This window comes from Streptomyces sp. NPDC004327, from assembly GCF_042873935.1.
Classification (GTDB): Bacteria; Actinomycetota; Actinomycetes; order Streptomycetales; family Streptomycetaceae; genus Streptomyces.
Genome location: NZ_JBIAME010000004.1, coordinates 1 through 23,160, shown reverse-complemented (window position 1 = coordinate 23,160; position 23,160 = coordinate 1). Strand labels below are relative to the sequence as shown.

22 protein-coding genes, 1 rRNA gene and 1 riboswitch are annotated in these 23,160 nt (G+C 71.6%); of the genes, 6 read left to right on the top strand and 17 right to left on the bottom strand.

Annotated elements, in window-relative coordinates; genetic code table 11:
• Positions 1 to 127 precede the first annotated feature (127 nt).
• Complete coding sequence (locus tag ACFYU9_RS14365; protein ID WP_389344802.1) at positions 128 to 1,117, bottom strand: DMT family transporter; 990 nt, start codon at positions 1,115 to 1,117, stop codon at positions 128 to 130.
• A gap of 41 nt (positions 1,118 to 1,158) precedes the next feature.
• Positions 1,159 to 1,650, bottom strand: a complete 492-nt coding sequence (locus ACFYU9_RS14360; protein WP_389345301.1) for a Clp protease N-terminal domain-containing protein — start codon at positions 1,648 to 1,650, stop codon at positions 1,159 to 1,161.
• Positions 1,651 to 1,999: 349 nt separating this feature from the next.
• On the opposite strand from ACFYU9_RS14360, the gene ACFYU9_RS14355 reads away from it, so the two are divergent.
• Together ACFYU9_RS14355 and ACFYU9_RS14350 are read left to right on the top strand one after the other, a co-directional pair.
• The gene (locus ACFYU9_RS14355) at positions 2,000 to 2,221 is read left to right on the top strand and encodes a hypothetical protein (protein ID WP_389217076.1); all 222 of its coding nucleotides are present in this window, start codon (positions 2,000 to 2,002) and stop codon (positions 2,219 to 2,221) included.
• An 88-nt stretch (positions 2,222 to 2,309) separates the two neighbouring features.
• Positions 2,310 to 2,738, top strand: coding sequence for an SRPBCC family protein (locus ACFYU9_RS14350; protein WP_389344801.1), 429 nt, complete (start codon positions 2,310 to 2,312; stop codon positions 2,736 to 2,738).
• Between the two features lie 139 nt (positions 2,739 to 2,877).
• On the opposite strand, the gene ACFYU9_RS14345 is transcribed toward ACFYU9_RS14350, so the two are convergent.
• The gene (locus ACFYU9_RS14345; protein ID WP_389217071.1) at positions 2,878 to 3,513 is read right to left on the bottom strand and encodes a PadR family transcriptional regulator; all 636 of its coding nucleotides are present in this window, start codon (positions 3,511 to 3,513) and stop codon (positions 2,878 to 2,880) included.
• A gap of 172 nt (positions 3,514 to 3,685) precedes the next feature.
• Here ACFYU9_RS14345 and ACFYU9_RS14340 point away from each other — a divergent pair, with 172 nt between their 5' ends.
• Positions 3,686 to 4,495, top strand: a complete 810-nt coding sequence (locus ACFYU9_RS14340) for a PhzF family phenazine biosynthesis protein (RefSeq protein WP_389217068.1) — start codon at positions 3,686 to 3,688, stop codon at positions 4,493 to 4,495.
• A 126-nt stretch (positions 4,496 to 4,621) separates the two neighbouring features.
• Here the strand turns inward: ACFYU9_RS14340 and ACFYU9_RS14335 are convergent, their stop codons facing one another.
• Positions 4,622 to 5,365, bottom strand: a complete 744-nt coding sequence (locus ACFYU9_RS14335; RefSeq protein ID WP_389345300.1) for a CPBP family intramembrane glutamic endopeptidase — start codon at positions 5,363 to 5,365, stop codon at positions 4,622 to 4,624.
• 104 nt (positions 5,366 to 5,469) lie between these two features.
• A complete protein-coding gene (locus ACFYU9_RS14330) occupies positions 5,470 to 6,990 on the bottom strand; it encodes a glutamate--cysteine ligase (RefSeq protein WP_389344799.1) in 1,521 nt (506 codons plus the stop codon).
• Positions 6,991 to 7,497: 507 nt separating this feature from the next.
• On the opposite strand from ACFYU9_RS14330, the gene ACFYU9_RS14325 reads away from it, so the two are divergent.
• Positions 7,498 to 8,097, top strand: a complete 600-nt coding sequence (locus ACFYU9_RS14325; protein ID WP_389217062.1) for a hypothetical protein — start codon at positions 7,498 to 7,500, stop codon at positions 8,095 to 8,097.
• 307 nt (positions 8,098 to 8,404) lie between these two features.
• Positions 8,405 to 8,611, top strand: coding sequence for a DUF5999 family protein (locus ACFYU9_RS14320; RefSeq protein WP_389217059.1), 207 nt, complete (start codon positions 8,405 to 8,407; stop codon positions 8,609 to 8,611).
• Positions 8,612 to 8,783: 172 nt separating this feature from the next.
• Here the strand turns inward: ACFYU9_RS14320 and gcvP are convergent, their stop codons facing one another.
• Positions 8,784 to 11,669 (bottom strand): aminomethyl-transferring glycine dehydrogenase, encoded by a 2,886-nt coding sequence (gcvP, locus tag ACFYU9_RS14315; protein WP_389217056.1) that lies wholly within the window; start codon positions 11,667 to 11,669, stop codon positions 8,784 to 8,786.
• A gap of 179 nt (positions 11,670 to 11,848) precedes the next feature.
• Positions 11,849 to 11,947: riboswitch (glycine riboswitch) on the bottom strand.
• 63 nt (positions 11,948 to 12,010) lie between these two features.
• Between gcvP and ACFYU9_RS14310 the strand changes: the two genes are divergently transcribed.
• Complete coding sequence (locus ACFYU9_RS14310) at positions 12,011 to 12,445, top strand: PRC-barrel domain-containing protein (protein WP_389217054.1); 435 nt, start codon at positions 12,011 to 12,013, stop codon at positions 12,443 to 12,445.
• A gap of 256 nt (positions 12,446 to 12,701) precedes the next feature.
• Here the strand turns inward: ACFYU9_RS14310 and ACFYU9_RS14305 are convergent, their stop codons facing one another.
• The 11 genes from ACFYU9_RS14305 to rrf form a co-directional block, all read right to left on the bottom strand.
• Complete coding sequence (locus ACFYU9_RS14305; protein WP_389344797.1) at positions 12,702 to 14,078, bottom strand: DNA polymerase IV; 1,377 nt, start codon at positions 14,076 to 14,078, stop codon at positions 12,702 to 12,704.
• Between the two features lie 80 nt (positions 14,079 to 14,158).
• Positions 14,159 to 14,782 (bottom strand): MerR family transcriptional regulator, encoded by a 624-nt coding sequence (locus tag ACFYU9_RS14300; protein ID WP_389217048.1) that lies wholly within the window; start codon positions 14,780 to 14,782, stop codon positions 14,159 to 14,161.
• Positions 14,783 to 14,969: 187 nt separating this feature from the next.
• The gene (locus ACFYU9_RS14295) at positions 14,970 to 15,443 is read right to left on the bottom strand and encodes a bifunctional nuclease family protein (RefSeq protein ID WP_389217045.1); all 474 of its coding nucleotides are present in this window, start codon (positions 15,441 to 15,443) and stop codon (positions 14,970 to 14,972) included.
• A 53-nt stretch (positions 15,444 to 15,496) separates the two neighbouring features.
• Positions 15,497 to 16,246, bottom strand: a complete 750-nt coding sequence (locus tag ACFYU9_RS14290) for a MerR family transcriptional regulator (protein ID WP_389217042.1) — start codon at positions 16,244 to 16,246, stop codon at positions 15,497 to 15,499.
• Positions 16,247 to 16,274: 28 nt separating this feature from the next.
• Positions 16,275 to 17,231: an FHA domain-containing protein gene (locus tag ACFYU9_RS14285; protein ID WP_389217707.1), complete on the bottom strand. Its 957-nt coding sequence runs from the start codon at positions 17,229 to 17,231 to the stop codon at positions 16,275 to 16,277.
• 61 nt (positions 17,232 to 17,292) lie between these two features.
• On the bottom strand, positions 17,293 to 18,333 hold the full coding sequence (locus ACFYU9_RS14280; RefSeq protein ID WP_389344795.1) for a DUF881 domain-containing protein: 1,041 nt from the start codon (positions 18,331 to 18,333) through the stop codon (positions 17,293 to 17,295).
• 5 nt (positions 18,334 to 18,338) lie between these two features.
• The gene (locus ACFYU9_RS14275; protein ID WP_015032176.1) at positions 18,339 to 18,671 is read right to left on the bottom strand and encodes a small basic family protein; all 333 of its coding nucleotides are present in this window, start codon (positions 18,669 to 18,671) and stop codon (positions 18,339 to 18,341) included.
• Positions 18,668 to 19,597, bottom strand: coding sequence for a DUF881 domain-containing protein (locus ACFYU9_RS14270; protein WP_389344794.1), 930 nt, complete (start codon positions 19,595 to 19,597; stop codon positions 18,668 to 18,670). The genes ACFYU9_RS14275 and ACFYU9_RS14270 overlap by 4 nt, the downstream gene beginning before the upstream one ends.
• 111 nt (positions 19,598 to 19,708) lie before the next feature.
• Positions 19,709 to 22,204, bottom strand: a complete 2,496-nt coding sequence (locus ACFYU9_RS14265; RefSeq protein WP_389344792.1) for a sugar phosphate nucleotidyltransferase — start codon at positions 22,202 to 22,204, stop codon at positions 19,709 to 19,711.
• Between the two features lie 116 nt (positions 22,205 to 22,320).
• Entirely contained in the window at positions 22,321 to 22,926 is a 606-nt protein-coding gene (locus ACFYU9_RS14260; RefSeq protein ID WP_389344790.1) for a CDP-alcohol phosphatidyltransferase family protein, read from the bottom strand.
• A gap of 139 nt (positions 22,927 to 23,065) precedes the next feature.
• Positions 23,066 to 23,160 (bottom strand): 5S ribosomal RNA (rrf, locus tag ACFYU9_RS14255); the annotation flags it as partial.

Sequence of the window (23,160 nt, the reverse complement as noted above, 5' to 3'; positions counted from 1 at the left end):
GGGGGCCGTGTGCGGCACGCCCGAGCCCGGTCTTCGTCAGAAGGCCTTCGACAGAAGGCCGTGTGGAGGAGGCCGCCCGCGCTACGCGGCGGGAGGCGGAAGAACGGTCGCATGCATGGGCGGCACCTTACGGGGCGGTCCGCCCGGCCGCCACCTCGACGTCCTCGGTGACGGATGCGGCCGACCCGGCCACCGGCTCGGCCGGCGCCGCCCTGGGCGTCGAGGACTGCGCGATGAACGCGCCGACGAGGACCACCGCGCCGCCGAGGATCTGCGGCGCCGCCAGGTGCTCGCCGAGCAGCACCCAGGCGAGCACGGTCGCGATCACCGCCTCCAGGCAGGCCACCACGCCGGCGACCTGCGGGGAGAGCTTGCGCACGGAGATGACGCCGGTGACGTACGCGAGGACGGTGGCGATCAGCACGATGTAGCCGATCAGCAGCCCGGCCGGGACCTCGGTGCCGTTCATCTCGGCGGTGCCGCCGAGGACGGACCAGTCCATGCCCCACGGGCGGGCGACGAGGGTGAGGACGAGGGCGCCGCCGAGCAGGCCGTACGCGATGACACCGAGCGGGTCGGCGGGTTCGGCCCCGTCGCTGCCGGCGTCGGACAGGACGAAGTAGCCGACCTGGCAGCAGGCGGCGGCGAGCGCGAGCAGCAGGCCGAGCAGGTCGAAGCTGAGCCCGGACCAGACCTGCACGACACAGGCGAGCCCGGCGGCGGCGAGGACGACGCCGACGGCCGCGGCGCGGGTGACGGGGCGGCGCTGGACGAAGCGGACCCAGCCGAGGACCAGCGCCGGGGCGAGGTACTCGATGAGCAGGGCGACGCCGACCGGGATCCGGGAGATGGCGGCGAAGTAGCACGCCTGGACGCCCGCGACGGCGAGCAGTCCGAAGCCGGCGAGCAGGGCCGGCCTGCGGCGCACCAGGTCGCGGTGGCGCCAGGCCACCGGCAGCATGACGAGGGCGGCGCCGGCCACCCGCAGCCACACCACGTGGAGCGGGTCGAGGCCCGCCTCGATGAGCGGCTTGGCCGCCACTCCTGAACCACCGAATGCGAAGGCCGAGGCCAGGGCGAGTCCCAGGCCGGCGCTTCTCCCCTGAGACGCGTGCATCGGGCCATGATGACAGGACGCGGTCAGGTGCGTAACCCCCGTTACACCTGTTGAGACAGCTCCTCGATCCGTGCGGCCAGCGCGGCCCGGTCGACCCCCGCCGCGCGCAGCACCTCGGCGGCCCGGTTGCCCGGATCGGCGGCGAGCACGGCGAGCAGATCGATCCCGCGGACGCGCCGGTCGCCGCGCAGTGCGGCCCGTTCACAGGCGCCCGCGAACGCGGCGGCGGCCGCCGGCGACCAGCCGGAGGCGGCGGTCTCGGCGCCCCGGACGGCGGGCAGCGCGGAGCCGGCGTCCTCGACGGAGCGCTGCCAGCGCAGCCCGTAGCCGATCGACCGCTGGACGAGATAGCCGAGCACCCGGGCGCGCTGCCGGCCGCCGCCGGCCGACGGGTCGGTCTCGAAGGCGGCGGCGGCCTCGGGGTCGGTCTCGACGAGGGAGTGCAGCAGGTGGGCGGTGTCGATCTGCCGGTCGCCGTCCCGCAATGCGCGCCGCCGGGCGCCGGTCACGACCGTCAGGAGCTCCGCGGTCATGACGTCCGCAGGCTCGGCGAGACGCGCGGCGGGCAGCGGCCGGGGCGCCTGCGGCACGGGGAGCTGCGTCTCGGGCGCCCGGGGCGCGGCGGCCTGCCGCCGGGCGGCGGGGACGCGGGGCGTCGGCGACGGCTGAGGGACGGAACGGTGCACGGTCCCACCTCATCAAACCCACCCGGCCCGGACATCCCCGGCAAGGAGCATCTGCGCATCCAACCGGAGTCGTGCACGGGCGGGCGGTTCGTCCTCCTCGCGGATGAGATCGCGCCGGATCCCCGGCAACGGCGCGCGCCGCCTTGCCTCGCACCCCGGACGCAACCACGGGCCCGCCCCGTATCGTCCTTCAGACATGTTCTGGATGGTGGCTCTGCTCGCGCTCGACGGGCGGCAGTACGTCTACCGGGTGTACGCACCGCGGGAGGCGCTGCCGGCCGATCTGTTCTGGGCCGCCTTCCACTGCCATGACGAGAGCGGCGGACCGCGCGCCTCGGACTGGTTCGACTCGGCGCAGATCTGGTGGATCGACGGCGTCGACGACGAGCCCGCAGAACTGACGGTTCATCAGTATTGAATGTTCGCGCCGCTCCGGCTACGTTCCGCGACACCGAAAGCCCGCAGGCCCGACTGGTACGCGTGTTACGCGTGAAGGGGTGGTTCCCATGGCCGAAGTCAGCGCGGAGGCACGGATCGAGGCACCGGCCGAGAAGGTGTGGGCGAAGCTCACCGACTTCGGTTCGTACGGGGAGTGGAACGCCACCCACACGAACTTCCCGGACGGCGGCCCGGCCGCCCTGGAGGCCGGTGCGACCTTCACGGAGAACATGAAGCTGATGGGCTTCCCCGCCGAGGTGCTCTGGACGGTGGAGGAGCTGGAGCCCGGCCGGGTGTTCGCGATCCGCGGCAAGGGCCCGATGGGCGTGGTCGTCGGCACGCGCTACGCGCTCACCGCGGACGGCGAGGCCACCTCCGTGCGGATCGACGGGGAGTTCACGGGTGCGGCCGTCTCCCTGATGGCGGGCAAGCTCAAGGACTCGGCGACGGCGGCGCTGACCGAGTCGCTGCGCAAGCTCGCGGGCCTGGTCGGCTGACCGGCGGCCCGTTCCGTACGACGCGGAGGGGCCCCGTGGCGGATGTCGCCACGGGGCCCCTCGTCCTCCGCCTCACCGATCCGTACGCCTCGGCCCGGCGGCCGCCGGCTCGGTGGCCGCGGGCCCGGTGCTCGTCGGCTCAGTGCTCGTCGGCCAGGATCAGGTACAGCTTCTTCCGGGCCTCGTTGATCACGTCGACGGCCTTCTGCCGCTGCTCGGCGCTGCCGGTCTTCCAGACCTGACCGAACGCCTCCATCAGGCCGAAGCCGGCCTGCCGGATCTCGTTCACGGCGTCCCAGTCGACACCGCGGCCGGCCTCCTCCCACGGGGCCTCCGGCCCCGACTGGGCCTCTTCGCGGCCGCTGTCGGTGAGCGTGAACAGCTTCTTGCCGCCCTCGCTCTCGCTGGCGATCAGCCCCTCGTCCTCCAGCATCTGGAGGGTCGGGTAGACCGAACCGGGGCTGGGCTTCCACGCCCCGCCGCTGCGCTCGACGATCTCCTGGATCATCTCGTAGCCGTGCATCGGGCGGTCCTTGAGCAGCGCCAGGATCGAGGCGCGGACATCGCCGCGCCGCGCCCTGCCGCGCCCGCCGGGGCCACCGCGGCCCCGGCCGCCGAAGCCGCCGCCGCCCCAGGGGCCGCCGCTCCACGGGCCGGGCCCGAAGTTGCCGAAGGCCGCGCGCCGCCCCTCGAAGTCACCGCGAGGTCCGGGCCCGCAGTACCCACGACCGGGGCCGCCCTGTCCGTGCATGTGCTCGTGTCCATGTGTACGCATCGCAACGCTCCTTCCATCGGGATTCATCGTTGAACTGTCGCGATGCCTCAACGATATATCGGAACAGTTCGTTCGGCAACACCCGAACGACAACGGCCCCGACCGCCGATCGGTCCAGCCGTCCCGAATTGGCCTTGGCCTGCGGTTTTCCGCGTCCGGTACGTTCCGGCTCATGCGGATTCGAATCGTCGACGCCTTCACCGACCGTCCCTTCTCCGGCAACCCCGCCGGAGTCCTGCTCCTCGACTCCTTCCCGGAGGACGCCTGGCTCCAGCGGGTGGCCGCCGAGGTCAACCTCTCGGAGACCGCCTTCGCCCATCCGCTGCCGCCGGGCGGCGAGGCGGACTGGGCGCTGCGCTGGTTCACCCCGGCCACCGAGGTCGACATGTGCGGCCACGCCACCCTGGCCACCGCGCACGTGCTGCACCGCGCCGGCCTGGCGACCGGCACCGTCCGCTTCACCGCGCGCTGCGGGATCCTGCTCGCGACGGCCGAGCCGGACGGCACGGTCACCCTGGACTTCCCCACCTCGTCGCTGACCCCGGTGGCGGCACCCGAGGGCCTGGCGGCGGCGCTCGGCGCCGAGCCGGTCGCCGTGCTCGACACCGCCGCCCACATCGGCGACCTGGTCGTCGAGCTGGCGGACGAGGCGACCGTGCGCGGTCTCGCCCCGGACCTCGCCGCCCTGAGCACCCTGTCGGACCGCGGCATCATCGCCACGGCCGTCGCGGACGAGCCGGAGGGCGGCTACCAGTTCGTCTCGCGCGGCTTCTTCCCGGCCGTCGGCATCGACGAGGACCCGGTCACGGGCAGCGCCCACACCGCCCTCGCCCCCTACTGGTCGCCGCGCTTCGGCCGCGACGACCTCACCGGCTTGCAGGGCGGTGCCCGCACGGGCCTCGTCCGCACCCGGCTGCGCGGCGAGCGCACGCTCCTGAACGGCCACGCCGTCACGGTCATCGACGGCGAGCTGCACGCCTGACCCGGAGGACCCGGAAACGCGGAGAACCCGGAAACGCGGGAGAGGGGCGTACGGCCGATGCCGTACGCCCCTCTCCCGTGCCGTCTCCTCGCGCGTTCGGACGGTGGGCGCTCAGACGGTGGGTGCTCAGACGGTGGGCAGCCAGCCCACCTTCCCCGCCAGCAGCCCGTAACCGACGAAGGCCACGATGTCGAGCAGCGCGTGCGCGACGACCAGCGACCCGACCCGGCCCCAGCGCCGGTACAGCCAGACGAAGACCAGGCCCATGACCATGTTGCCGACGAAGCCGCCGATGCCCTGGTAGAGGTGGTACGAGCCGCGCAGCACCGAACTCGCGGCGAGCGAGGCACGCGGGCTCCAGCCCAACTGGTCGAGCCTGCGCAGCAGATAGCCGACGACGATCACCTCCTCCACGACGGAGTTCTGGATCGCCGAGAGGATCAGCACCGGGTACTTCCACCACACGTCCGGCAGCGACTCCGGCACCACGGTGAGGTTGAACCCGGCCGCCCGCGCCACCAGGTAGAAGGCGAGCCCGGCGCTGCCGATGCCGGCCGCCACCACCGCCCCGCGGCCCAGGTCCGGCCACGGCCGGGTGCGGTCGAAGCCGACGACCCTGAGCCCGCGCCCGCTCTCCCTCAGCAGCAGATGGGCGACGAGCGCGACCGGCACGAGCGCGGTGGCGATGCCGAAGAGCTGCCAGGCGAGGTCGAGCCACGGCCTACCGGGCGCGTAGGAGCCGTTGAGCGTGGCCGCCTGCTGCTTGAGCGCGCCGGGCCTGGTCAGCGCGCCGATGAAGCTGATGAGCGCGGAGACCGCGCTCGCGCCGAGCGACAGCGCGAGCACGAGCAGGGTCTCGTCGCGCAGCATCCGGCGCGGCAGGCCGCCGGGAGGCAGGGAAGCGTCCACCACTCGTTGCTCCGACACCACACCTGTCTCCCATTCCCCTCGCTTACCGGGTACGGGAACCCTACCTACCGTGTCTGTGTGCCGCCGCCCCCGATCCCGGCCGGCCAGGTGTGCACCGGCTCGCCGGTCAGCATCAGCTCCCGGTAGCGCCGGGTGGTCGCGGCGAGCGCGGCCGGCCGGTCGAGCCCGGATTCCAGGTAGCGGTGGAAGGTGTCGGCCTGCCAGGAGGCGCCGTTGACCCGCCGCCGGCAGCGCTCCTCGATCACGCCCAGGTAGAAGTCCCGGTCGCGCGGCTCGATGTGCCAGGCGTCGAGCCCGGCGGCGGCCATCGGCAGCAGTTCGTCGAGCACCAGCCGTACCGCCGGCACGGTCGCCGTGCCGCCGGAGCGGCCGGAGCGCGGCCAGCGCAGCTCGGCGTCGATGCCATGGCGGCACGCGGTGTCGAAATTGTGCTCGGCGTCCGCGAAGGCCAGCCGCTTCCACACGGGCCGGGACTCGTCGGCGAGCGTGCGCACCAGGCCGTAGTAGAAAGCGGCGTTGGCGACGACGTCGGTGACGGTCGGCCCGGCCGGCAGGACCCGGTTCTCCACCCTCAGGTGCGGGACGCCGTCGACCCAGCCGTACACGGGCCGGTTCCAGCGGTAGACCGTGCCGTTGTGCAGCACGAGTTCGGCGAGCCTGGGCACCCCGCCCTCGTCGAGGACGCGCAGCGGGTCCTCGTCGTCGCACAGCGGCAGCAGCGCCGGGTAGTAGCGCAGGTTCTCCTCGAAGAGGTCGTACGCCGAGTCCACCCAGCGCTCCCCGAACCAGGTGCGCGGCCGCACCCCCTGGGCCTGGAGCTCGGGCGGCCGGGTGTCGGTGGCCTGGGTGAACAGCGGCGGCCGGGACTCGCGCCACAGCTCGTGGCCGAAGACGAAGGGAGCGTTGGCGCCGACGGCGATCTGCACGCCGGCGATGGCCTGCGCCGCGTTCCACACGGAGGCGAAGCGCGGCGGGGTGACCTGGAGGTGCAGCTGCACCGATGTGCAGGCCGCCTCGGGCGTGATCGACGCCGGCGTGCAGCGCAGGTGCTCGACGCCCTGGATGTCGAGGATGAGGTCCTCGCCGCGGACGGCGAGGATCGTGTCGTTGAGCAGGGTGTAGCGGTCGGCCGCCGAGAGGTTGGCGGCGACCGCGTCGTCCTCGGTGAGGGTCGGCAGTATGCCGATCATCACGACTCCCGCGCCGGCCTCCCGGGCCTTGCGGTCGGCGTATCCGAGTCCGGTGCGCAGTTCCTCCGCGAGCCGGTCGAATACATGGCCGTCGAGCCGGTGCGGGGCGATGTTGACTTCCAGGTTGAACATGCCGAGTTCGGTCTGGAAATCGGAACTGGCGATGCGGTCGAGCACCGGCCCGTTGAGCATCCTGGGCAGCCCGTCCTCACCCGCCAGATTGAGTTCGATCTCCAGCCCGATGAGATTGCGCGGACGGTCGAACCGTTTCTCCGCGAGCAGCCGCGCGAGGGCGGCGAGGCATTGCTGGAGCTTTCGGCGGTAGCGCTGTCGGTCGGACGGACCGAACACCTCGGCCACGACCTTCTCACCCATCGAAGCGTCCCTCCCCGAGTGGGCAGCCGCCACGCGGCCGCGAGCGTCTCGGACCATGATGCCCAGCCGACTGATCGACAACGCCTGCGGGGACGAGGTGTGAACGGATAGTCTGGAGCGGATTTCTCCAGGGGCAGTCCCCGAGGGCAACGGGCAATGGTCATATACCAAAGGCATATTGCCTGGTGAGGTCGGGTCGGAGTCGAACAGAGGACCGTCCGGATTCGGCCGACCCGATCCGGAGGCGAAACTGCAGGAAGACGTTCCGCCGGACGCATGCATTCCAACGAATCGCCGCGGGAATAAGACCGAATGACGCCTTGTCAGGAATATCGGCGCCGTCTAGCGGAAACACTGCGTGAACACGTGTCGTATAAACTCCGCGCACGAGGCAGAGTGTTGGCGCACGGCCATGTCCTCATGGCCCCCCTCTCTGGCCCCGTCGCTGACAGCGCCGTCAAACCTGCCCACGCTGCACCGTGTCTCCTGAGTGAGAGGCGACCCATCATGCTCCGACCCTCCCCGGCCCCCGCGCCGGCCCTCCGCAGTGTCCTCGCGGCCCTCGGCTCGCCCTCGGCCGTCCGCGAACCGCGCACACCGGCCCTGCGGGCCGCACAGGGACCGCTGAGCCCCGAACTCCCGCTGCCGGTGCACGTGCTGGGCGTGCCGGACATCGCGGGTCCGGCCGGACCGCCGTCCCACACCCGGCTGGCGGGCTGGCGCTTCCTGATCCGCAACGGGGAGCGGGCGATCGCCGCCGCGGACACCACGCTCACCCCGGACGGCTGGACCTTCTCCCACTTCTTCGAGGGTCCCTATGTCGCGGCCACCGAGCGGGCGCTGATCCAGGCCGAGGCGCTCGGCACCCCGTACCAGCCCCGGCTGCTCTCCGTACCGGGGCTGTACATGCTGACGCTGTGGCTGCACGCCGACACCGACGCCGACGGCGCCACCACCGTCCCCGGCCCGGCCGACCTGCTGGTTCCGCTGGCCCCCGCACCCCCCGGGATCGCCGCGAACCGCCCGTACCGGGTGACCGACCTGCTGCCCGTGATCGGCCTGCGGCTCACCCCGCCGCCGCTGCTCGGCTCGGCCGCCACGGCCTGAGCCGGCGCGCTCGTCCCCGCTGCGCTCCGGAGCCGACCGGCTCCGGAGCGCACTGCTGTCCGAGGCCGCTCCCGTTCGGACTAGCCCGCTCGGACCACCCCGAACCCCCCGAAGTAATGGTGCAGTTGGCGTGAACCGCCCCTGCGGGTGATGCGTCCTCAACGAAGAGGACGAGCTGCCGCGAAATACCTGCGGAACGCCGTCCGTGCGGCAAGACTGGGCTCCGGAACCGAACCGACCGACGGGGGCGGCCATGACTGTGAAGAGCCGCAGGACATCCACCACGACGCAGCGAAAGAACCCACCCATGTGCCAGCACCAGCCTGCCTGTCCCAGCGCCGACTCCGCCGACCGGGAGGCCGCCCGCCCTGTGGCGCACCACCCGGAGCAGGGCTGGAGCCTGCTGTGCAACGGCGTCCTGCTCTTCGAGGACACCGGTGAGCTGCTGCCGGACGGGCGGGTCGTCGCCCCGCACCGCCCGCTGACGGCGGCCGGCGTGACGACGGCGGCCTGACCGCCGCGGCCGCACACCGTACGAGGGAAAAGCCGAGGGCCGGCCCGGAGAGATCTCCGAACCGGCCCTCTTGTCATGCGCCAAGGCTCATGCGCCTCGGGTCGTGCGCCGCGGCTCGTGCGCCACGGCTCGTTCACCGAGGGCCGTGCGCCGTGGGTCGTACGGCGCGGGCTCAGCCCTCGTACTCGTCCAGCGGCGGGCAGGAGCAGACCAGGTTGCGGTCGCCGAAGGCACCGTCGATGCGGCGCACCGGCGGCCAGTACTTGTCCGCGGCCGAGACGCCGGCCGGGAAGACCGCCTCCTCGCGGGTGTACGCGTGGTCCCACTCGCCGCCGAGCGCCGCCGCGGTGTGCGGGGCGTTGTGCAGCGGGTTGTCCTCGGCCGGCCACTCGCCGGAGCCGACCTTCTCGATCTCGGCGCGGATCGCGATCATCGTGTCGCAGAAGCGGTCGAGCTCGGCCAGGTCCTCGGACTCGGTGGGCTCGATCATCAGCGTGCCGGCGACCGGGAACGACATCGTCGGGGCGTGGAAGCCGTAGTCGATCAGGCGCTTGGCGATGTCGTCGACGGTGACGCCGGTCTCCTTGGAGAGCGGGCGCAGGTCGACGATGCACTCGTGGGCGACCAGACCGGCCGGGCCGGTGTAGAGCACCGGGTAGTGCGGCTCCAGGCGCTTGGCGATGTAGTTCGCCGCGAGGACGGCGACCTGGGTGGCGCGCTTGAGGCCCTCGCCGCCCATGAGGCGCACGTACGACCAGGAGATCGGCAGGATGCCCGCGGAGCCCCACGGGGCGGCCGAGATCGGGCCGACGCCGGTCTCCGGGCCCGCGGTGGGCTGGAGCGGATGGTTCGGCAGGTACGGGGCGAGGTGCGCGCGGACGCCGACCGGGCCGACGCCCGGGCCGCCGCCGCCGTGCGGGATGCAGAAGGTCTTGTGCAGGTTGAGGTGCGAGACGTCGCCGCCGAAGTGGCCCGGCTTGGCGAGGCCGACCAGGGCGTTGAGGTTGGCGCCGTCGACGTACACCTGGCCACCGGCGTCGTGCACGGCCGCGCAGATGTCGGCGACGTGCTCCTCGAACACACCGTGCGTGGACGGGTAAGTGATCATCAGCACGGCGAGCTCGTCGCGGTGCTGCTCGATCTTGGCGCGCAGGTCCTCGACGTCGACCTCGCCGTCGTCGGCGGTCTTGACGACGACGACCTTCATGCCGGCCATGACCGCGGAGGCGGCGTTGGTGCCGTGCGCGGAGGACGGGATGAGGCAGACGGTGCGCTGGGCGTCGCCGTTGGCGCGGTGGTAGGCGCGGACGGCGAGGAGGCCGGCCAGCTCGCCCTGGGAGCCGGCGTTCGGCTGGATCGACACCTTGTCGTAGCCGGTGACCTCGGCGAGGCGCTCCTCCAGCTCGGTGATGAGCGTGGCGTAGCCCTGGGCCTGCTCGATCGGCGCGAAGGGGTGGATCTGGCCGAACTCGGGCCAGGTCACCGGCTCCATCTCGGTGGTCGCGTTCAGCTTCATGGTGCAGGAGCCGAGCGGGATCATGCCGCGGTCGAGCGCGTAGTCGCGGTCGGAGAGCTTGCGCAGGTAGCGCAGCATCGCGGTCTCGGAGCGGTGCGCGTGGAAGACCGGGTGGGTCAGGTACGCGTCGGTGCGCAGCGCGTCGACCGGCAGCGCGTCCTCGGTGGCGGCGTCCAGCGCCTCGATGTCGGCGTCGACGCCGAAGGCGGCCCACACGGCGGCCAGGTTGGCGCGCGTGGTGGTCTCGTCACAGGAGACGGAGACGGTGTCGGCGTCGGCGCGGTACAGGTTGACGCCGGCCTCGCGGGCGGCGGCGACGACCTGGTCGGCCTTGCCCGGGACGCGGGCGGTGATCGTGTCGAAGAAGGCGCCCTGGGTGAGCTCGACGCCCCCGGCGCGCAGACCGGCGGCGAGGATCGCGGCGTAGCGGTGCGTGCGCTGCGCGATGCCCTTGAGGCCGGCGGGGCCGTGGTAGACGGCGTACATGCCCGCCATGACGGCGAGCAGCACCTGCGCGGTGCAGATGTTGCTGGTGGCCTTCTCGCGGCGGATGTGCTGCTCGCGGGTCTGCAGGGCCAGGCGGTACGCCTTGTTGCCGTCGGCGTCGACGGAGACGCCGACCAGGCGGCCGGGCAGCGAGCGGGCGTGCTTGTCCTGGACGGCCATGTAGCCGGCGTGCGGGCCGCCGAAGCCGAGCGGGACGCCGAAGCGCTGGGTGGTGCCGACGGCGATGTCGGCGCCGAGGGAGCCCGGCGAGGCGAGCAGGGTGAGCGCGAGCAGGTCGGCGGCGACGGTGACGATCGCGCCGAGCTCGTGGGCCTGGTCGATGACCGGCTTGATGTCGCGGATGGCACCGGAGGCGCCCGGGTACTGCAGGAGCACACCGAAGACGCCGCGCTCGGCGATCTCGGCCGGGATGCCGGCGGACAGGTCGGCGACGACGACCTCGACGCCGGTGGGCTCGGCGCGGGTCTCGATGACGGCGACGGTCTGCGGCAGGGCGTCGGCGTCGACCAGGTAGACGCCGTTCTTGACCTTGCCGACGCGGCGGGAGAGCGACATGGCCTCGGCGGCCGCGGTGCCCTCGTCGAGCAGCGAGGCGCCGGAGGTGGGCAGACCGGTGAGGTCGGCGACCATGGTCTGGAAGTTGAGCAGCGCCTCCAGGCGGCCCTGCGAGATCTCCGGCTGGTACGGCGTGTAGGCCGTGTACCAGGCCGGGTTCTCCATGACGTTGCGCAGGATCACCGGCGGCGTGAAGGTGCCGTAGTAGCCCAGGCCGATCATCGGGGCGAGGACCTGGTTGCGGTCGGCGAGCTCGCGCAGCTCGGCCAGGACCTCGGCCTCGGTGCGGGCGGCCGGCAGCGCCAGCGCCTCGGCGTTCTTGATGACGTCCGGCACCGCGGCCGCCGTCAGTTCGTCCAGGGAGCCGTAACCGACCTGGGCGAGCATCTTGGCCCGCGCCTCGGCGTCGGGTCCGATGTGCCGCTGCTCGAAGGGAATGCCCTGCTCGAGCTCGGTGAGCGGAATGCGGTTGGCGGTCATGATGCGGGGGCCTCCTGGTCGTCACGACCTGCGAGGGGCACCACGGCGCGGGTGCCCGGACGGCCTCCCCCTCTGTCATCAAAACCTGAGAGCTTCACCGGCACGCCTCGCGGAGGGCCGGCTTTCACCGTCGGTGAGAGCGGATGCCGTCCGACGCCCGCCCTGCTTTCCAGAGTGACCTCGTCCGCGCGGTACAGGGGCCTGAGAGATTCCGGGGAGGATTTGCTCCTTCGGCGCCTCCGAAAGGTTTCTTCGGAGGACTCTCCCGCGCGGGGTCGACAGCCACAGCCAGCCTACCAGCGCGGATCCTTCTCCCATCGCTCAAGTGGCCGACATCCCAGATGTGCACTTTCGTAGTGCTTGTAGAGCAGTTGCGACCAGTTGGAGGGACCGTGCAGACCGACATCGATCCGCGCAGCCTGATCGGCCGCAAGGCGTTCGACCGGAACGGCCACAAGATCGGAACCGTGGACGAGGTGTACCTGGACGACGCGACCGGAATCCCCGAATGGGCCGCCGTCCGCACCGGCCTGTTCAGCCGGGACGCCTTCGTCCCCCTGGAGCCGAGCGAACTCTCCGCCGACGGCCTCCACGTCCCCTACGAGCGCTCCCTCATCAAGGACGCCCCCGACTTCGGCGTGGGCCGCCACCTCTCCCCCGCCCAGGAGCTCCAGCTCTACCGCCACTACAGCATGGCGCTGCCGCCGCCTCCGACGCAGAGCGAGGACCGCGACTTCGGAAGGGTGGCGGGCCAGGAGGAGAGGCAGGAGAGGTAGGCAGAGCGGCGGCGATTCCGCCCGACGCCCGACGGGAGAATCCGCACCTCCGTGCGCTCAGCGGCACGGAGGTGGGGGTCGGTACCTCGTGCGGCCGAAGGCCGGGCTGGAGGCGGGGCCCGGCGCGGCCGAAGACGGGCCCGGAGCACCCACGCGGCTGACGGCCGGGGCCGGAGCACCGACGCGGCCGAAGGCGGGCCCGGAGTCCCAAGCGGCCGAAGGCCGGGCCTGAGCACCGGCGCGGCCCGCACCGGCGCTACGCCGCCGCGCCCGCCCCGCCCTCCACCAGCGGCAGCGGATCCGACGCCGCCAGCTCCGGATCGTCCACCGCGAACGTCCGCACCCGCCCGGGCGCCGACCCCGGCTCCTCGAAGCGGACGGTGACCCGGCCCACCCCGCTGCCCTGCACCCACCCCGGCCCGTACACCGCGTGCCGCACGTCGTGCCCGGGCGCCCACCGGCGCTCGGCGGTCTCGGTGGCGGACGCCGGCGCGGCCGGCGCCTCGACGACGGCGTCCGCCCCCGCGGCCTCCACCGCTCCCGGCTCCGCCGCGCTCTCGTGCTCCGCCTGCGCGAACAGGTCCTCCTGCGTGTAGTCCGCGAGCCCGCTCACCCCCACCCCGAGCAACCGCACCCCGCCCGTCGTGTCCACGAGGTCGAGCAGCCGCGTCGCCGCCTCCCGCACCACCACCGGGTCGTCCGTCGGCCCGCGCAGCGTCTCGGACCTGGTCAGCGTCGAGAAGTCGTAGCGCCGCACCTTGAGCACGATCGTCCGTCCCGAGTGCCCCGAGCCCCGCAGCCGCGCCACGCACCGCTCGGCGAGCCGCTCCACCTCCAGGCGGATCCGCAGCCGGTCGTGCAGGTCCACGTCGAAGGTGTCCTCGACGGACACCGACTTGGCGTCCCGCTCGGCCACCACGGGCCGGTCGTCGTGCCCGAGGGCCATCCGGTGCAGTCCGGCGCCGTGCGCCCGCCCCAGGAGCCGTACGAGCTCGTCCTCGCCCGCCTCCACGATGTCCGCCACCGTGGTGATCCCGGCCCGCCGCAGGTGCTCGCCGGTGGCCGGGCCGACACCGGGGATGATCCGCACCGAGCGCGGCCCGAGCAGCTCCCGCTCCGTGCCGGGCTCGATGAGGACGAGCCCGTCGGGCTTGGCCTCCTCGGAGGCGATCTTCGCGAGCATCTTGGTGCCGGCCAGCCCGACCGATCCGGTCAGTCCGGTGACGGCCAGGATGTCCCGCCGCAGCCGCTCCCCCGCCGCCCGCGCGCTCGCGCTGTCGTCGGCGACGCCCCCCGCCTCCAGGTCGACGAAGGCCTCGTCCAGGCTGAGCGGCTCCACGAGCGGCGAGAGCCGCCCGAGCAACTCCATGACCTGCCCGCTGATCGCCCGGTAGAAGCCGAAGCGCGGCACCAGGTACGCCGCGTTCGGCGCGAGCCGCCTCGCCTGCCCCATGGGCATCGCGGAGTGCACGCCGAAGCGCCGCGCCTCGTACGACGCGGTGGCGACCACTCCGCGCGGTCCGAGCCCGCCCACGACCACGGGCTTTCCGCGCAGGCTCGGCTTCGACGCCTGCTCGGCGGCGGCGAAGAAGGCATCCATGTCGAGATGCAGGATCGTGGGCGCGGCTCTCACGGTTCTGATGCTGCCCTACGCCACTGACAATCGGCCCGCACATCCGTACGAGCCCTGGAAGTCGACCGGTCCGGCCGGACTCAGACGGCCCTGTCGCGGCGCCGGCGCGCCAGCTCGTCGGCCGGGTTGTGCCCGATCAGCGTCTCGCCGGTGTCGACGCGCTCGCCGTGCAGCTGTGAGAGCGCCGCCTCGACGTCCCGCCACACCACGCCCACGGCGATGCCGAAGACGCCCTGCCCGCCCTGGAGCAGGGAGACGACCTCGTCGGGCGACGAGCACTCGTAGACGGTCGCGCCGTCGCTCATCAGCGTCATGCGCTCCAGATCGCGGAAGCCGCGGGCCCGCAGGTGCTGCACCGCCGCCCGGATGTTCTGGAGCGAGACCCCGGTGTCCAGGAAACGCTTGACGATCTTGAGGACGACGACGTCGCGGAAGCTGTAGAGCCGCTGTGTCCCGGAGCCGTACGCCGGCCGCACGCTCGGCTCGACGAGCCCGGTGCGCGCCCAGTAGTCCAGTTGCCGGTAGGTGATGCCGGCCGCCGCGCACGCGGTGGGACCGCGGTAGCCGACGGAGTCCGGGCCGGCCGGCGCGTCCGCGCCCGCGTCCGTACCGGAGCCGACCGCACTGCCGTGAAGCGGATACGGGCCCGCCTCCCCGGGCGCACGCCCCAGGAAGCCCCCTGCCGTACCGTCGCCGCTGCTCATCACGCCGACCCTCCGTCCTTGACCTGCCCACACGAAGGTAGGCAGTCACTCGGGGTGCGTCAACGATCGCCACACTCGGCACGCCGAGTGATAATCACCCTGAGAGTGGTTTCCCGTGCCCCACTCCGTGGAAGGGCTACTCGAATGCTCCGGGGGCGCCCGGCGCCCCGGCCCCGTCGGCCCCCGCCTACTGGTTGCCGGTCCCGAAGTCCTCCGGCGAGATCTGGTCGAGGAACTCGCGGAACTTCTCCACCTCGTCCTCCTGCTCGTCCGGAATCGCGATCCCCGCGTCGTCGAGCACCCCGTCACTGCCGAAGATCGGCGTGCCGGTGCGCAGCGCGAGCGCTATCGCGTCGGAGGGGCGGGCACTGACCTCGACGCCGCTGGCGAAGACCAGCTCGGCGTAGAAGACCCCGTCCCGCAGGTCCGTGATGCGGACTTCGGTGAGCTCCTGCCCCAGCGCCTCCAGCACGTCCTTGAACAGGTCGTGCGTCAGCGGCCTGGCCGGGGCCATGCCCTGCTGGGCGAAGGCGATCGCGGTCGCCTCCCCCGGTCCGATCCAGATGGGGAGGTACCGGTCGCCTCCCACTTCACGCAGGAGCACGATCGGCTGGTTGGAGGGCATTTCCACCCGGACACCCACAACGTCGAGCTCGTTCACACAGCAACCCTAGGACGTGCCCGACCGGTTTGGGTAGTCGGGCCGCCTCCGGCTCACCGCAGCCGGACCCCGAGGGCGGTCTGGACCAGTGCCGCGTGCAGCCGTACGGCGAGCCCGGCGAGCTCCTGGGCGGTGGCCTCGGCATGGGCCCTGGTCTGGGGGTTACGGTGCCGGCGCAGCGGTGCGACCATCTGTTCGACCAGTCCGGCCTCGCGGTCGGCGGCGGCCTTCACCGCGCGCAGATGGCGGGGTTCCAGACCGAATCTCCCCAGATCCGCCACGAGTCTGGCGACGGTCACGGTCTCGGCGTCGTACCCGCCGCCGGCGAGCTCGGCGATCAGCCCGTACGACTCCCACTCGGCGAGCTCGGACTCCGTCACCTCCGCGGCGGCGAGCAGCTCGGCGCGGCCGATGCGGGCCGCCGTGGGGCGCTCGCCGTCCGCGTCCCCGGCCCCGGCCTCGTCGAGCAGGTCGGGGTGCTGGCCGGGTGCGGGCAGCCTGATCTGCTCGCCGCGCTCCAGCGCGTCCAGGTGCTCGCGGATCACCTTCAGCGGGAGGTAGTGGTCCCGCTGCATCCGCAGGATGCGAGCGAGCCGCTCCACGTCCCGCGGGCTGAACTTCCGGTACCCGGAGGCCGTGCGCTGGGGCTCGACGAGCCCCTCGGCCTCCAGGAACCGGATCTTGGAGACGGTCACTTCGGGAAATTCGTCACGCAGCCGGCTCAGCACCGTGCCGATGCTGACCAGCCCTTCGCCCGCGGAGGCGGTACCGAGGCCGGCACCGCCCGTCGCTGTACGCACCATGGACCTTCCCTGAAGGTTCTCCGGGGCGTCACACGCCCCGCTGGCTCGCGAAGAACACGAGCCGGTACTTGCCGATCTGCACCTCGTCACCGTTGGAGAGCACGACCGATTCGATCGGCTCGCGGTTGACATAGGTGCCGTTGAGGCTGCCGACGTCCGACGCCGTGAAGGTGCCGTCCGGCTGGCGCCGGAACTCGACGTGGCGGCGGGAGACCGTCACGTCGTCGAGGAAGATGTCGCTCTGCGGGTGGCGGCCGGCCGTGGTCAGCTCGCCGTCCAGGAGGAAGCGGCTGCCCGAGTTCGGACCGCGGCGGACGATGAGCAGCGCCGCACCGGTCGGCAGCGCCTCGACGGCCGCCAGGGCCTCGGGCGACAGCGCCGGAATCTGGCCGGTGACCTCGGCGTCGTAGGCCTCGAGCCCCGAGATGGAGATCGTCGAGGTCGTCTCGGAGGGACGCTCCGGAGCGACCCCGCCGCGCAGCGGCGTGCCGCAGTGGGAGCAGAAACGGCTGTCCGCCGTGTTGCGGTGACCGCACCTCGTACACACCGGCATGGACGCGCCTTCCTGCCGCGGCTGCCCCGCGGAGGCCTGGGTCGCGTACGGGTCGGGGGTGAACCCTCCGCCCGCACCTGAGGTTGATGCTTCCCCGAAACCTATGCGCGCGGCACCGGCAGGGTCAACAGAAGACGCGCCCGGTGTGCCCGGAATGTCGCCACCCTGGCCGCCGACCTCGTCGCGGAAGAGCGGGCGCTCTGCGCCCTGTTCCTCGCTCTGGGCGTTCCGCGGCGCGCGATGCCTGGCGTTGCCGCCGTCCTCGCGTCCGCTCTTGCCGAACAACTTCGCAAACAACTTCACGGGCGATTCCCCTTGACCGAAACAGACCCGCCCGTGGGGCAGGACGAACCCTGACTGAACACACCTGCCGACCCGGACATCTTCACAACGTCCGTGGCCACTCGACAGTTTCCACCACGCACCACCGATGTGGTGCGGCGACCCCCCGCAAGGTCATGCCCTTGCCGTGCGACCGTCATCACACCCCGCCTCACTGCGAGGACGACCGAGCGTAGTCAGGCCGCTTCGCAGGCCGCAAGGCGTCGACGACGATCTTCCCGGAACGCTCCACCGTGACCGTGGCCTGCTCCTTCTCCAGTGTCTGAACGATGCCGCCGGGGATGTTGAGCGCGGGCTCGAGATCCTCCGGCTTGCCGATGACCTTGAAGACGTACGGAGCGGCCACCTGCGTTCCATCGATCTTCATGTCGCGTCCACTGCCCGAGAAATAGCTGTCGGCGACCACGCGCACGTCGTTGACCTGGATCGCCTCGGCGCCCGCCGCGCGCAGCTCCTGGATCGCGTCGAGCAGCATGTCCGACTCGATGGCACCGGAGGGGTCCGTGATCGTCATCGTGATCCCCGGGCCCTCGGCGGCGACCGTGCCGGCCAGGATGCCGAGCTGCCGCTCCTTCTCCTGGGTCTGCTTGCGCGCCTCCTCGGCCTGGTCCGAGCTGGACTCCAGCTCGGAGCGCTGCTTCTCCAGGCGGGTCTTCTCGTCCTCCAGGCGCTGGGTGCGGTCGTCGAGCTCGTCGAGGATCCGCACCAGGTCCTCCTGGCGGGCACCGCGCAGCGCGCTGTTGTCGCTGGTCGACCGCACCTGGATCGCCAGGCCGAGGCCGAGCACGAACAGCAGCAGGGCGACGACGAGTTGGGCCCGGCTCACCTTCGGCGGCCACAACGCGGAGGCGAGTCGCTGGCGGCCGGTGACAGCGGGCTGGGGCTCGGGCTGAGGCTGGGGCTGGGGCTGGGGCTGGGGCGCGGCCTGAGGCTGCGGCTGCGGCTGCGGCTGGGGTACCGGAGCCTGCCGGGGCTGGGGCTGCGGCTGCCGCTGGGGGGTCGGAGGCTGCTGGGGGGCCGGAGGCTGCTGGGGCTGCACAGGCTCCGGCTTCGGCGGCCGGGGCTGCTCGGCCGCGTCGTTCCGCTTGGCGTCGCCGACGTTGCCGTTGGCATTGCCGTTGGCATTGCTTCCGTCGTTCTTGTTGTTGTCGTTCTTGCCATCGTGCTCGTGGTTGTCGCGCTGCTCGCTCATCGGCCTCACGCCCGGAACACATGCCGCCGGATGGCGGCCGCGTTGGAGAAGATCCGGATGCCGAGCACGACGACCACACCGGTCGACAACTGCGCGCCCACGCCCAGCTTGTCGCCGAGGAAGACGATCAGCGCCGCCACCACCACATTCGACAGGAACGACACCACGAAGACCTTGTCGACGAAGATCCCGTCGAGCATGGCGCGCAGGCCGCCGAAGACCGCGTCGAGGGCGGCGACCACGGCGATCGGAAGATAGGGCTCGACCACCGCCGGAACCTCGGGCCGGACCAACAGTCCGACCACGACTCCCACGATGAGGCCCAGTACGGCGATCAAGATGTGCCCTTCCCTGTGTCGGCCGTGGCCTGCCCGGTGGCCTTAGCCGCCCCGGCTCCCCTCGGCTCTGCTGTACGTACGATCAGGCTCGGCGCGGCCGGCAGGCGTACGTCGCCCTCCGCCGAGATGCTGGTGCGGATCCCGAAGTTCTCCTGCAGCGCGTGCAGATACTGCCCGTCGGCGCTGTCCTGGAACGTGGTGCTCAGCCGCTTCCCGTCGCCGACGGCGAGGATGGTGTACGGCGGCACCAGTGGCTTGTTGTCGACCAGTACGGCATCACCCGCGGCCCGGATCGCCGACAGTGCCGTCAGCCGCTGACCGTTGATCGCGACCGCCTCGGCGCCCGACTCCCACAGGCCGTTGACGACCCGCTGCATGTCCCGGTCGCGCACCCGGCCCGTGTCGGAGAAGCCGCTGCTCTCGCGCGGGCCGCCACCGCCGGTGTCACTGCCCTTGGCATCGTCCACGACCAGCTTCACGCCGGGCCCGTGCACCGGGGTCGCGCCCGAGAGCAGCGCCACCAGCTCCGCCTGGTCACCGCCGTGCTGCTCGAGCGCCTTGCGCTGGCGCTCACCGACCTCGGTCCGCAGTTGCTCGACGTCCTTCTGCAGCCGGTCCGCCGCCGAGGTCTCCGAGTCGATCCGGTTGATCAGGTCCTGCCGCTCCTTCGCGGCGACCGGCGCGGACACCCGCGCCTCGGCCGCGCCGAGCGTCACCACGGCCGCCGCCAGCACCAGGCCGGCCGCCAGGCCGAGCTTCGCCCGTACGGTACGGGGCAGGCCGCCGCCCTCCGCCGCGCGCCGCGCCGACGCCTCCGCGTAGCCGTCGTCCACGGCGTGGTCGATCACGTTGTTCAGCAGCGACATGGACGCGTCCGGACGCGGAGGTGGCGATCCTGTGCTCCGAACGGGGGGCTGCTGCGACATGCCGCACATCGTCGCACGTCGCACGCCCTACCGCCGAATGGCCCTGTGGACGGGCCGGGCGGAACCTCTGGGTACCGCCCGGCCCACCGGCCTCGTCCGGCCCGCGTACGGTCAGTGACCTGCGCTGTCCACCACGGCCGACCACTCGTCGAGCAGCGCCTGGGCCGAGGCGTCGTCGGGGCCCTCGGCCCACAGATGGGTGACGGCCTCCGCCGGGTCCGGCAGCACCATCACCCACCGGCCGTCGGTCTCCACCACCCGCACGCCGTCGGTCGTGTCGACGAACCGGTCGCCGGCCGCCTCCACCACCCGGCGCATCACGAGCCCCTTAACCGCCCACGGTGTGGCGATGTCCCGCCGCAGTACGTGCGCGCGCGGGATTCGCGCGTCGATCTGGCTCAGCGTGAGCTGGGTCCGGGCGACCAGTCCGATCAGCCGCACGAAGGCCGCCGCCCCGTCGAAGACGCTGCTGAACTCGGGCACGATGAACCCGCCGCGCCCGTCGCCGCCGAAGATCGTCGACTCCTCCCGGCCGACCCTCGTGAGGTCGTCCGGCGAGGTGGTCGTCCACTCCACCTGGGTGCCGTGGTACGCCGCCACCTGCTCGGCGATCCGCGTGGTCGTCACCGGCAGCGCGACCCGCCCGGAGCGCCGTTCGGCCGCCACCAGGTCGAGCAGCACGAGCAGCGCACGGTCGTCCTCGATGATCCGGCCCCGCTCGTCGACCAGCGAGAGCCGCTCGCCGACCGGGTCGAAGCGCACGCCGAACGCGGCCCGCGCCGACGCCACGATCTCCCCGAGCCGGACGAGCCCGGCCCGCCGGCTCTCCGCCGACTCGGTGGGCCGCGCCTCGTCGAGACCCGGGTTGATGGTCAGCGAATCGACCTGGAGGCGCCCGAGCAGGCTGGGCAGTACGAGCCCGGCGCTGCCGTTGGACGCGTCCACGACCACCTTCAGGGCGGCCTCCGCGATCCCGGAGGTGTCCACGTTCCGCAGCAGCGATCCGGTGTACGAGTCGAAGACGCTCGCCGGGAAGGACAGGTCGCCGATCTCGCCCGGGAACGCCCGCCGGTACTCCTGACGTGCGAAGACCCGGTCCAGCTTGCGCTGCCCGGCCTGCGACAGGTCCGCGCCGCGCTCGTCGAAGAACATGATGTCGACCGAGTCCGGTATTCCGGGCGAGGTCCGCACCATGATCCCTCCGGCGCTGCCCCGCGCGGTCTGCTGCCGGGCCACCGGCAGCGGCACGTTCTCCAGATCTCGTACGTCGATGGCGCTGGCCTGCAGCGCCGAGATCACCGCCCGCTTCAGCGCCCGCGCGCCGCGGGAGTGGTCGCGGGCGGTGGTGACGGTGGCGCCCTTCTTCAGCGTGGTGGCGTACGCGCCGGCGAGCCGGACCGCCAGCTCGGGCGTGATCTCCACGTTGAGGATGCCGGACACACCGCGCGCCCCGAAGAGGTGGGCCTGTCCGCGGGACTCCCAGATGACGGACGTGTTGACGAAGGCGCCGGCCTCGATCGTCTTGAACGGGTAGACCCGAACGTTGCCCTGCACGATCGATTCCTCACCGATCAGGCACTCGTCACCGATGACGGCCCCGTCCTCGATCCGGGCCGCCCGCATCACATCGGTGTTCTTCCCGATGACGCAGCCGCGCAGATTGCTCTGCTGCCCGATGTAGACGTTGTCGTGGACGACGGCCTTGTGCAGGAAGGCGCCGCTCTTCACGACCACGTTGGAACCGATGACGGAGTGTTCGCGGATCTCCGCGCCGGCCTCCACCTTGGCGTAGTCGCCGACGTAGAGCGGCCCGCGCAGGACGGCGTCGGGGTGGACCTCGGCTCCTTCGGCGACCCACACGCCCGGGGAGATCTCGAAGCCGTCGATGTCGACCTGGACCTTGCCTTCCAGGACGTCGGCCTGGGCCTTGACATAGCTCTCGTGGGTGCCGACGTCCTCCCAGTAGCCCTCGGCGACATAGCCGTAGATCGGCTTGCCGTCCTTCATCAGGCGGGGAAAGACATCACCCGACCAGTCGACCGGAACGTCCGCTTCGACATAGTCGAAGACTTCGGGCTCCATCACATAGATGCCCGTGTTCACCGTGTCGGAGAAGACCTGTCCCCAGGTCGGCTTCTCCAGGAATCGTTCGACCTTTCCTTCCTCGTCGACGATCGTGATGCCGAACTCCAGCGGATTGGGCACCCGGGTCAGACAGACCGTGACGAGGGCGCCCTTCTGCTTGTGGAAGGCGATCAGATCGGTGAGGTCGAAGTCGGTGAGCGCGTCCCCGGAAATGACGAGAAAGGCGTCGTCCTTCAACGCCTCCTCGGCATTCTTCACACTCCCCGCGGTGCCGAGCGGCTTCTCCTCGTTCGCATAGGTGAGCTCCATTCCGAGCTCTTCCCCGTCCCCGAAGTAATTCCGGACGAGGGAGGCGAGGAACTGCACGGTGACGACGGTCTCGTTGAGACCGTGCCTCTTGAGCAGTCGCAGGACATGCTCCATGATCGGCCGGTTCACCACCGGCAGCAGAGGCTTGGGCATGCTCGAAGTCATGGGGCGAAGGCGGGTACCTTCGCCACCGGCCATCACGACGGCCTTCATGTCGGAAGCGTCCTCCTTGAAGAGACGACGGTCCTGCCGACTTCACCTGTCCACTCAATGGCCCTCGGGCGTCCTCGAACCTGCCGGCGTCGCTGCTCGGCACGGGACGGACGGGCTCAATCGGCCGCGGTATCCGCCTTCACGAGTCGACGGACCTGGACCACGTAGAGGATCCCTGCCCACCAATACAGAGTTGTACCCCATCCGGCGAAGGCCCACCCGAAAACTTCGGCGAGTGACGCCAGCCATCCGTTTCCGTCACTGAGCAGCAGCAGCGGGAACGCGTACATCAAGTTGAAAGTGGCAGCTTTCCCGAGGAAGTTCACCTGCGGCGGCGGATAGCCGTGCCGGCGGAGGATTCCCACGGCGACCAGGAGCATCAGCTCGCGGGCCAAAAGGATGCCGGTCAGCCAGAGCGGCAGGATCTCCCGCCAGGTGAGCCCGACGAGCGTGGAAAGGATGTAGAGCCGGTCCGCGGCCGGATCGAGCAGCCGGCCGAGGTTGCTGATCTGGTTCCAGCGCCGGGCGAGCTTCCCGTCGAGATAGTCGCTGACACCACTGAGGGCCAGCACGAGCAGAGCCCAGCCGTCACTGTGTCCACCGAACACGGGTCGGAGGATCAGCCACAGGAAGAGCGGCACGCCGACGAGACGAGCCATGCTGAGGATGTTGGGGATGGTGAGGACCCGGTCCGTCTGAACGCGAGTCTCCTGGACCTCCACCCGGGGGCCTCCTGTGGGAAACGAGCCAACGATGCCCCATGACCTTACCCTCAGCCACCAGGACAAGGTGAACAGGGGTCACCGGAACGCAAAAATGCCTCAACCCCCGGACAGAGTCCAGGGGTTGAGGCTAAAAGGAGTTCGGCGGCGTCCTACTCTCCCACAGGGTCCCCCCTGCAGTACCATCGGCGCTGAAAGGCTTAGCTTCCGGGTTCGGAATGTAACCGGGCGTTT

Coding starts and splice junctions, on each gene's coding strand:
- ACFYU9_RS14300 (WP_389217048.1), bottom strand. CDS start 14,782: ATGAGCAGCGGCGACGGTACGGCAGGGGGCTTCCTGGGGCGTGCGCCC.
- ACFYU9_RS14350 (WP_389344801.1), top strand. CDS start 2,310: ATGGCCGAAGTCAGCGCGGAGGCACGGATCGAGGCACCGGCCGAGAAG.
- ACFYU9_RS14345 (WP_389217071.1), bottom strand. CDS start 3,513: ATGCGTACACATGGACACGAGCACATGCACGGACAGGGCGGCCCCGGT.
- ACFYU9_RS14310 (WP_389217054.1), top strand. CDS start 12,011: ATGTGCACTTTCGTAGTGCTTGTAGAGCAGTTGCGACCAGTTGGAGGG.
- ACFYU9_RS14280 (WP_389344795.1), bottom strand. CDS start 18,333: ATGAGCGAGCAGCGCGACAACCACGAGCACGATGGCAAGAACGACAAC.
- ACFYU9_RS14320 (WP_389217059.1), top strand. CDS start 8,405: ATGTGCCAGCACCAGCCTGCCTGTCCCAGCGCCGACTCCGCCGACCGG.
- ACFYU9_RS14330 (WP_389344799.1), bottom strand. CDS start 6,990: ATGGGTGAGAAGGTCGTGGCCGAGGTGTTCGGTCCGTCCGACCGACAG.
- ACFYU9_RS14265 (WP_389344792.1), bottom strand. CDS start 22,204: ATGAAGGCCGTCGTGATGGCCGGTGGCGAAGGTACCCGCCTTCGCCCC.
- ACFYU9_RS14290 (WP_389217042.1), bottom strand. CDS start 16,246: ATGGTGCGTACAGCGACGGGCGGTGCCGGCCTCGGTACCGCCTCCGCG.
- ACFYU9_RS14355 (WP_389217076.1), top strand. CDS start 2,000: ATGTTCTGGATGGTGGCTCTGCTCGCGCTCGACGGGCGGCAGTACGTC.
- ACFYU9_RS14270 (WP_389344794.1), bottom strand. CDS start 19,597: ATGTCGCAGCAGCCCCCCGTTCGGAGCACAGGATCGCCACCTCCGCGT.
- ACFYU9_RS14365 (WP_389344802.1), bottom strand. CDS start 1,117: ATGCACGCGTCTCAGGGGAGAAGCGCCGGCCTGGGACTCGCCCTGGCC.
- ACFYU9_RS14335 (WP_389345300.1), bottom strand. CDS start 5,365: ATGCTGCGCGACGAGACCCTGCTCGTGCTCGCGCTGTCGCTCGGCGCG.
- ACFYU9_RS14360 (WP_389345301.1), bottom strand. CDS start 1,650: ATGACCGCGGAGCTCCTGACGGTCGTGACCGGCGCCCGGCGGCGCGCA.
- gcvP (WP_389217056.1), bottom strand. CDS start 11,669: ATGACCGCCAACCGCATTCCGCTCACCGAGCTCGAGCAGGGCATTCCC.
- ACFYU9_RS14325 (WP_389217062.1), top strand. CDS start 7,498: ATGCTCCGACCCTCCCCGGCCCCCGCGCCGGCCCTCCGCAGTGTCCTC.
- ACFYU9_RS14340 (WP_389217068.1), top strand. CDS start 3,686: ATGCGGATTCGAATCGTCGACGCCTTCACCGACCGTCCCTTCTCCGGC.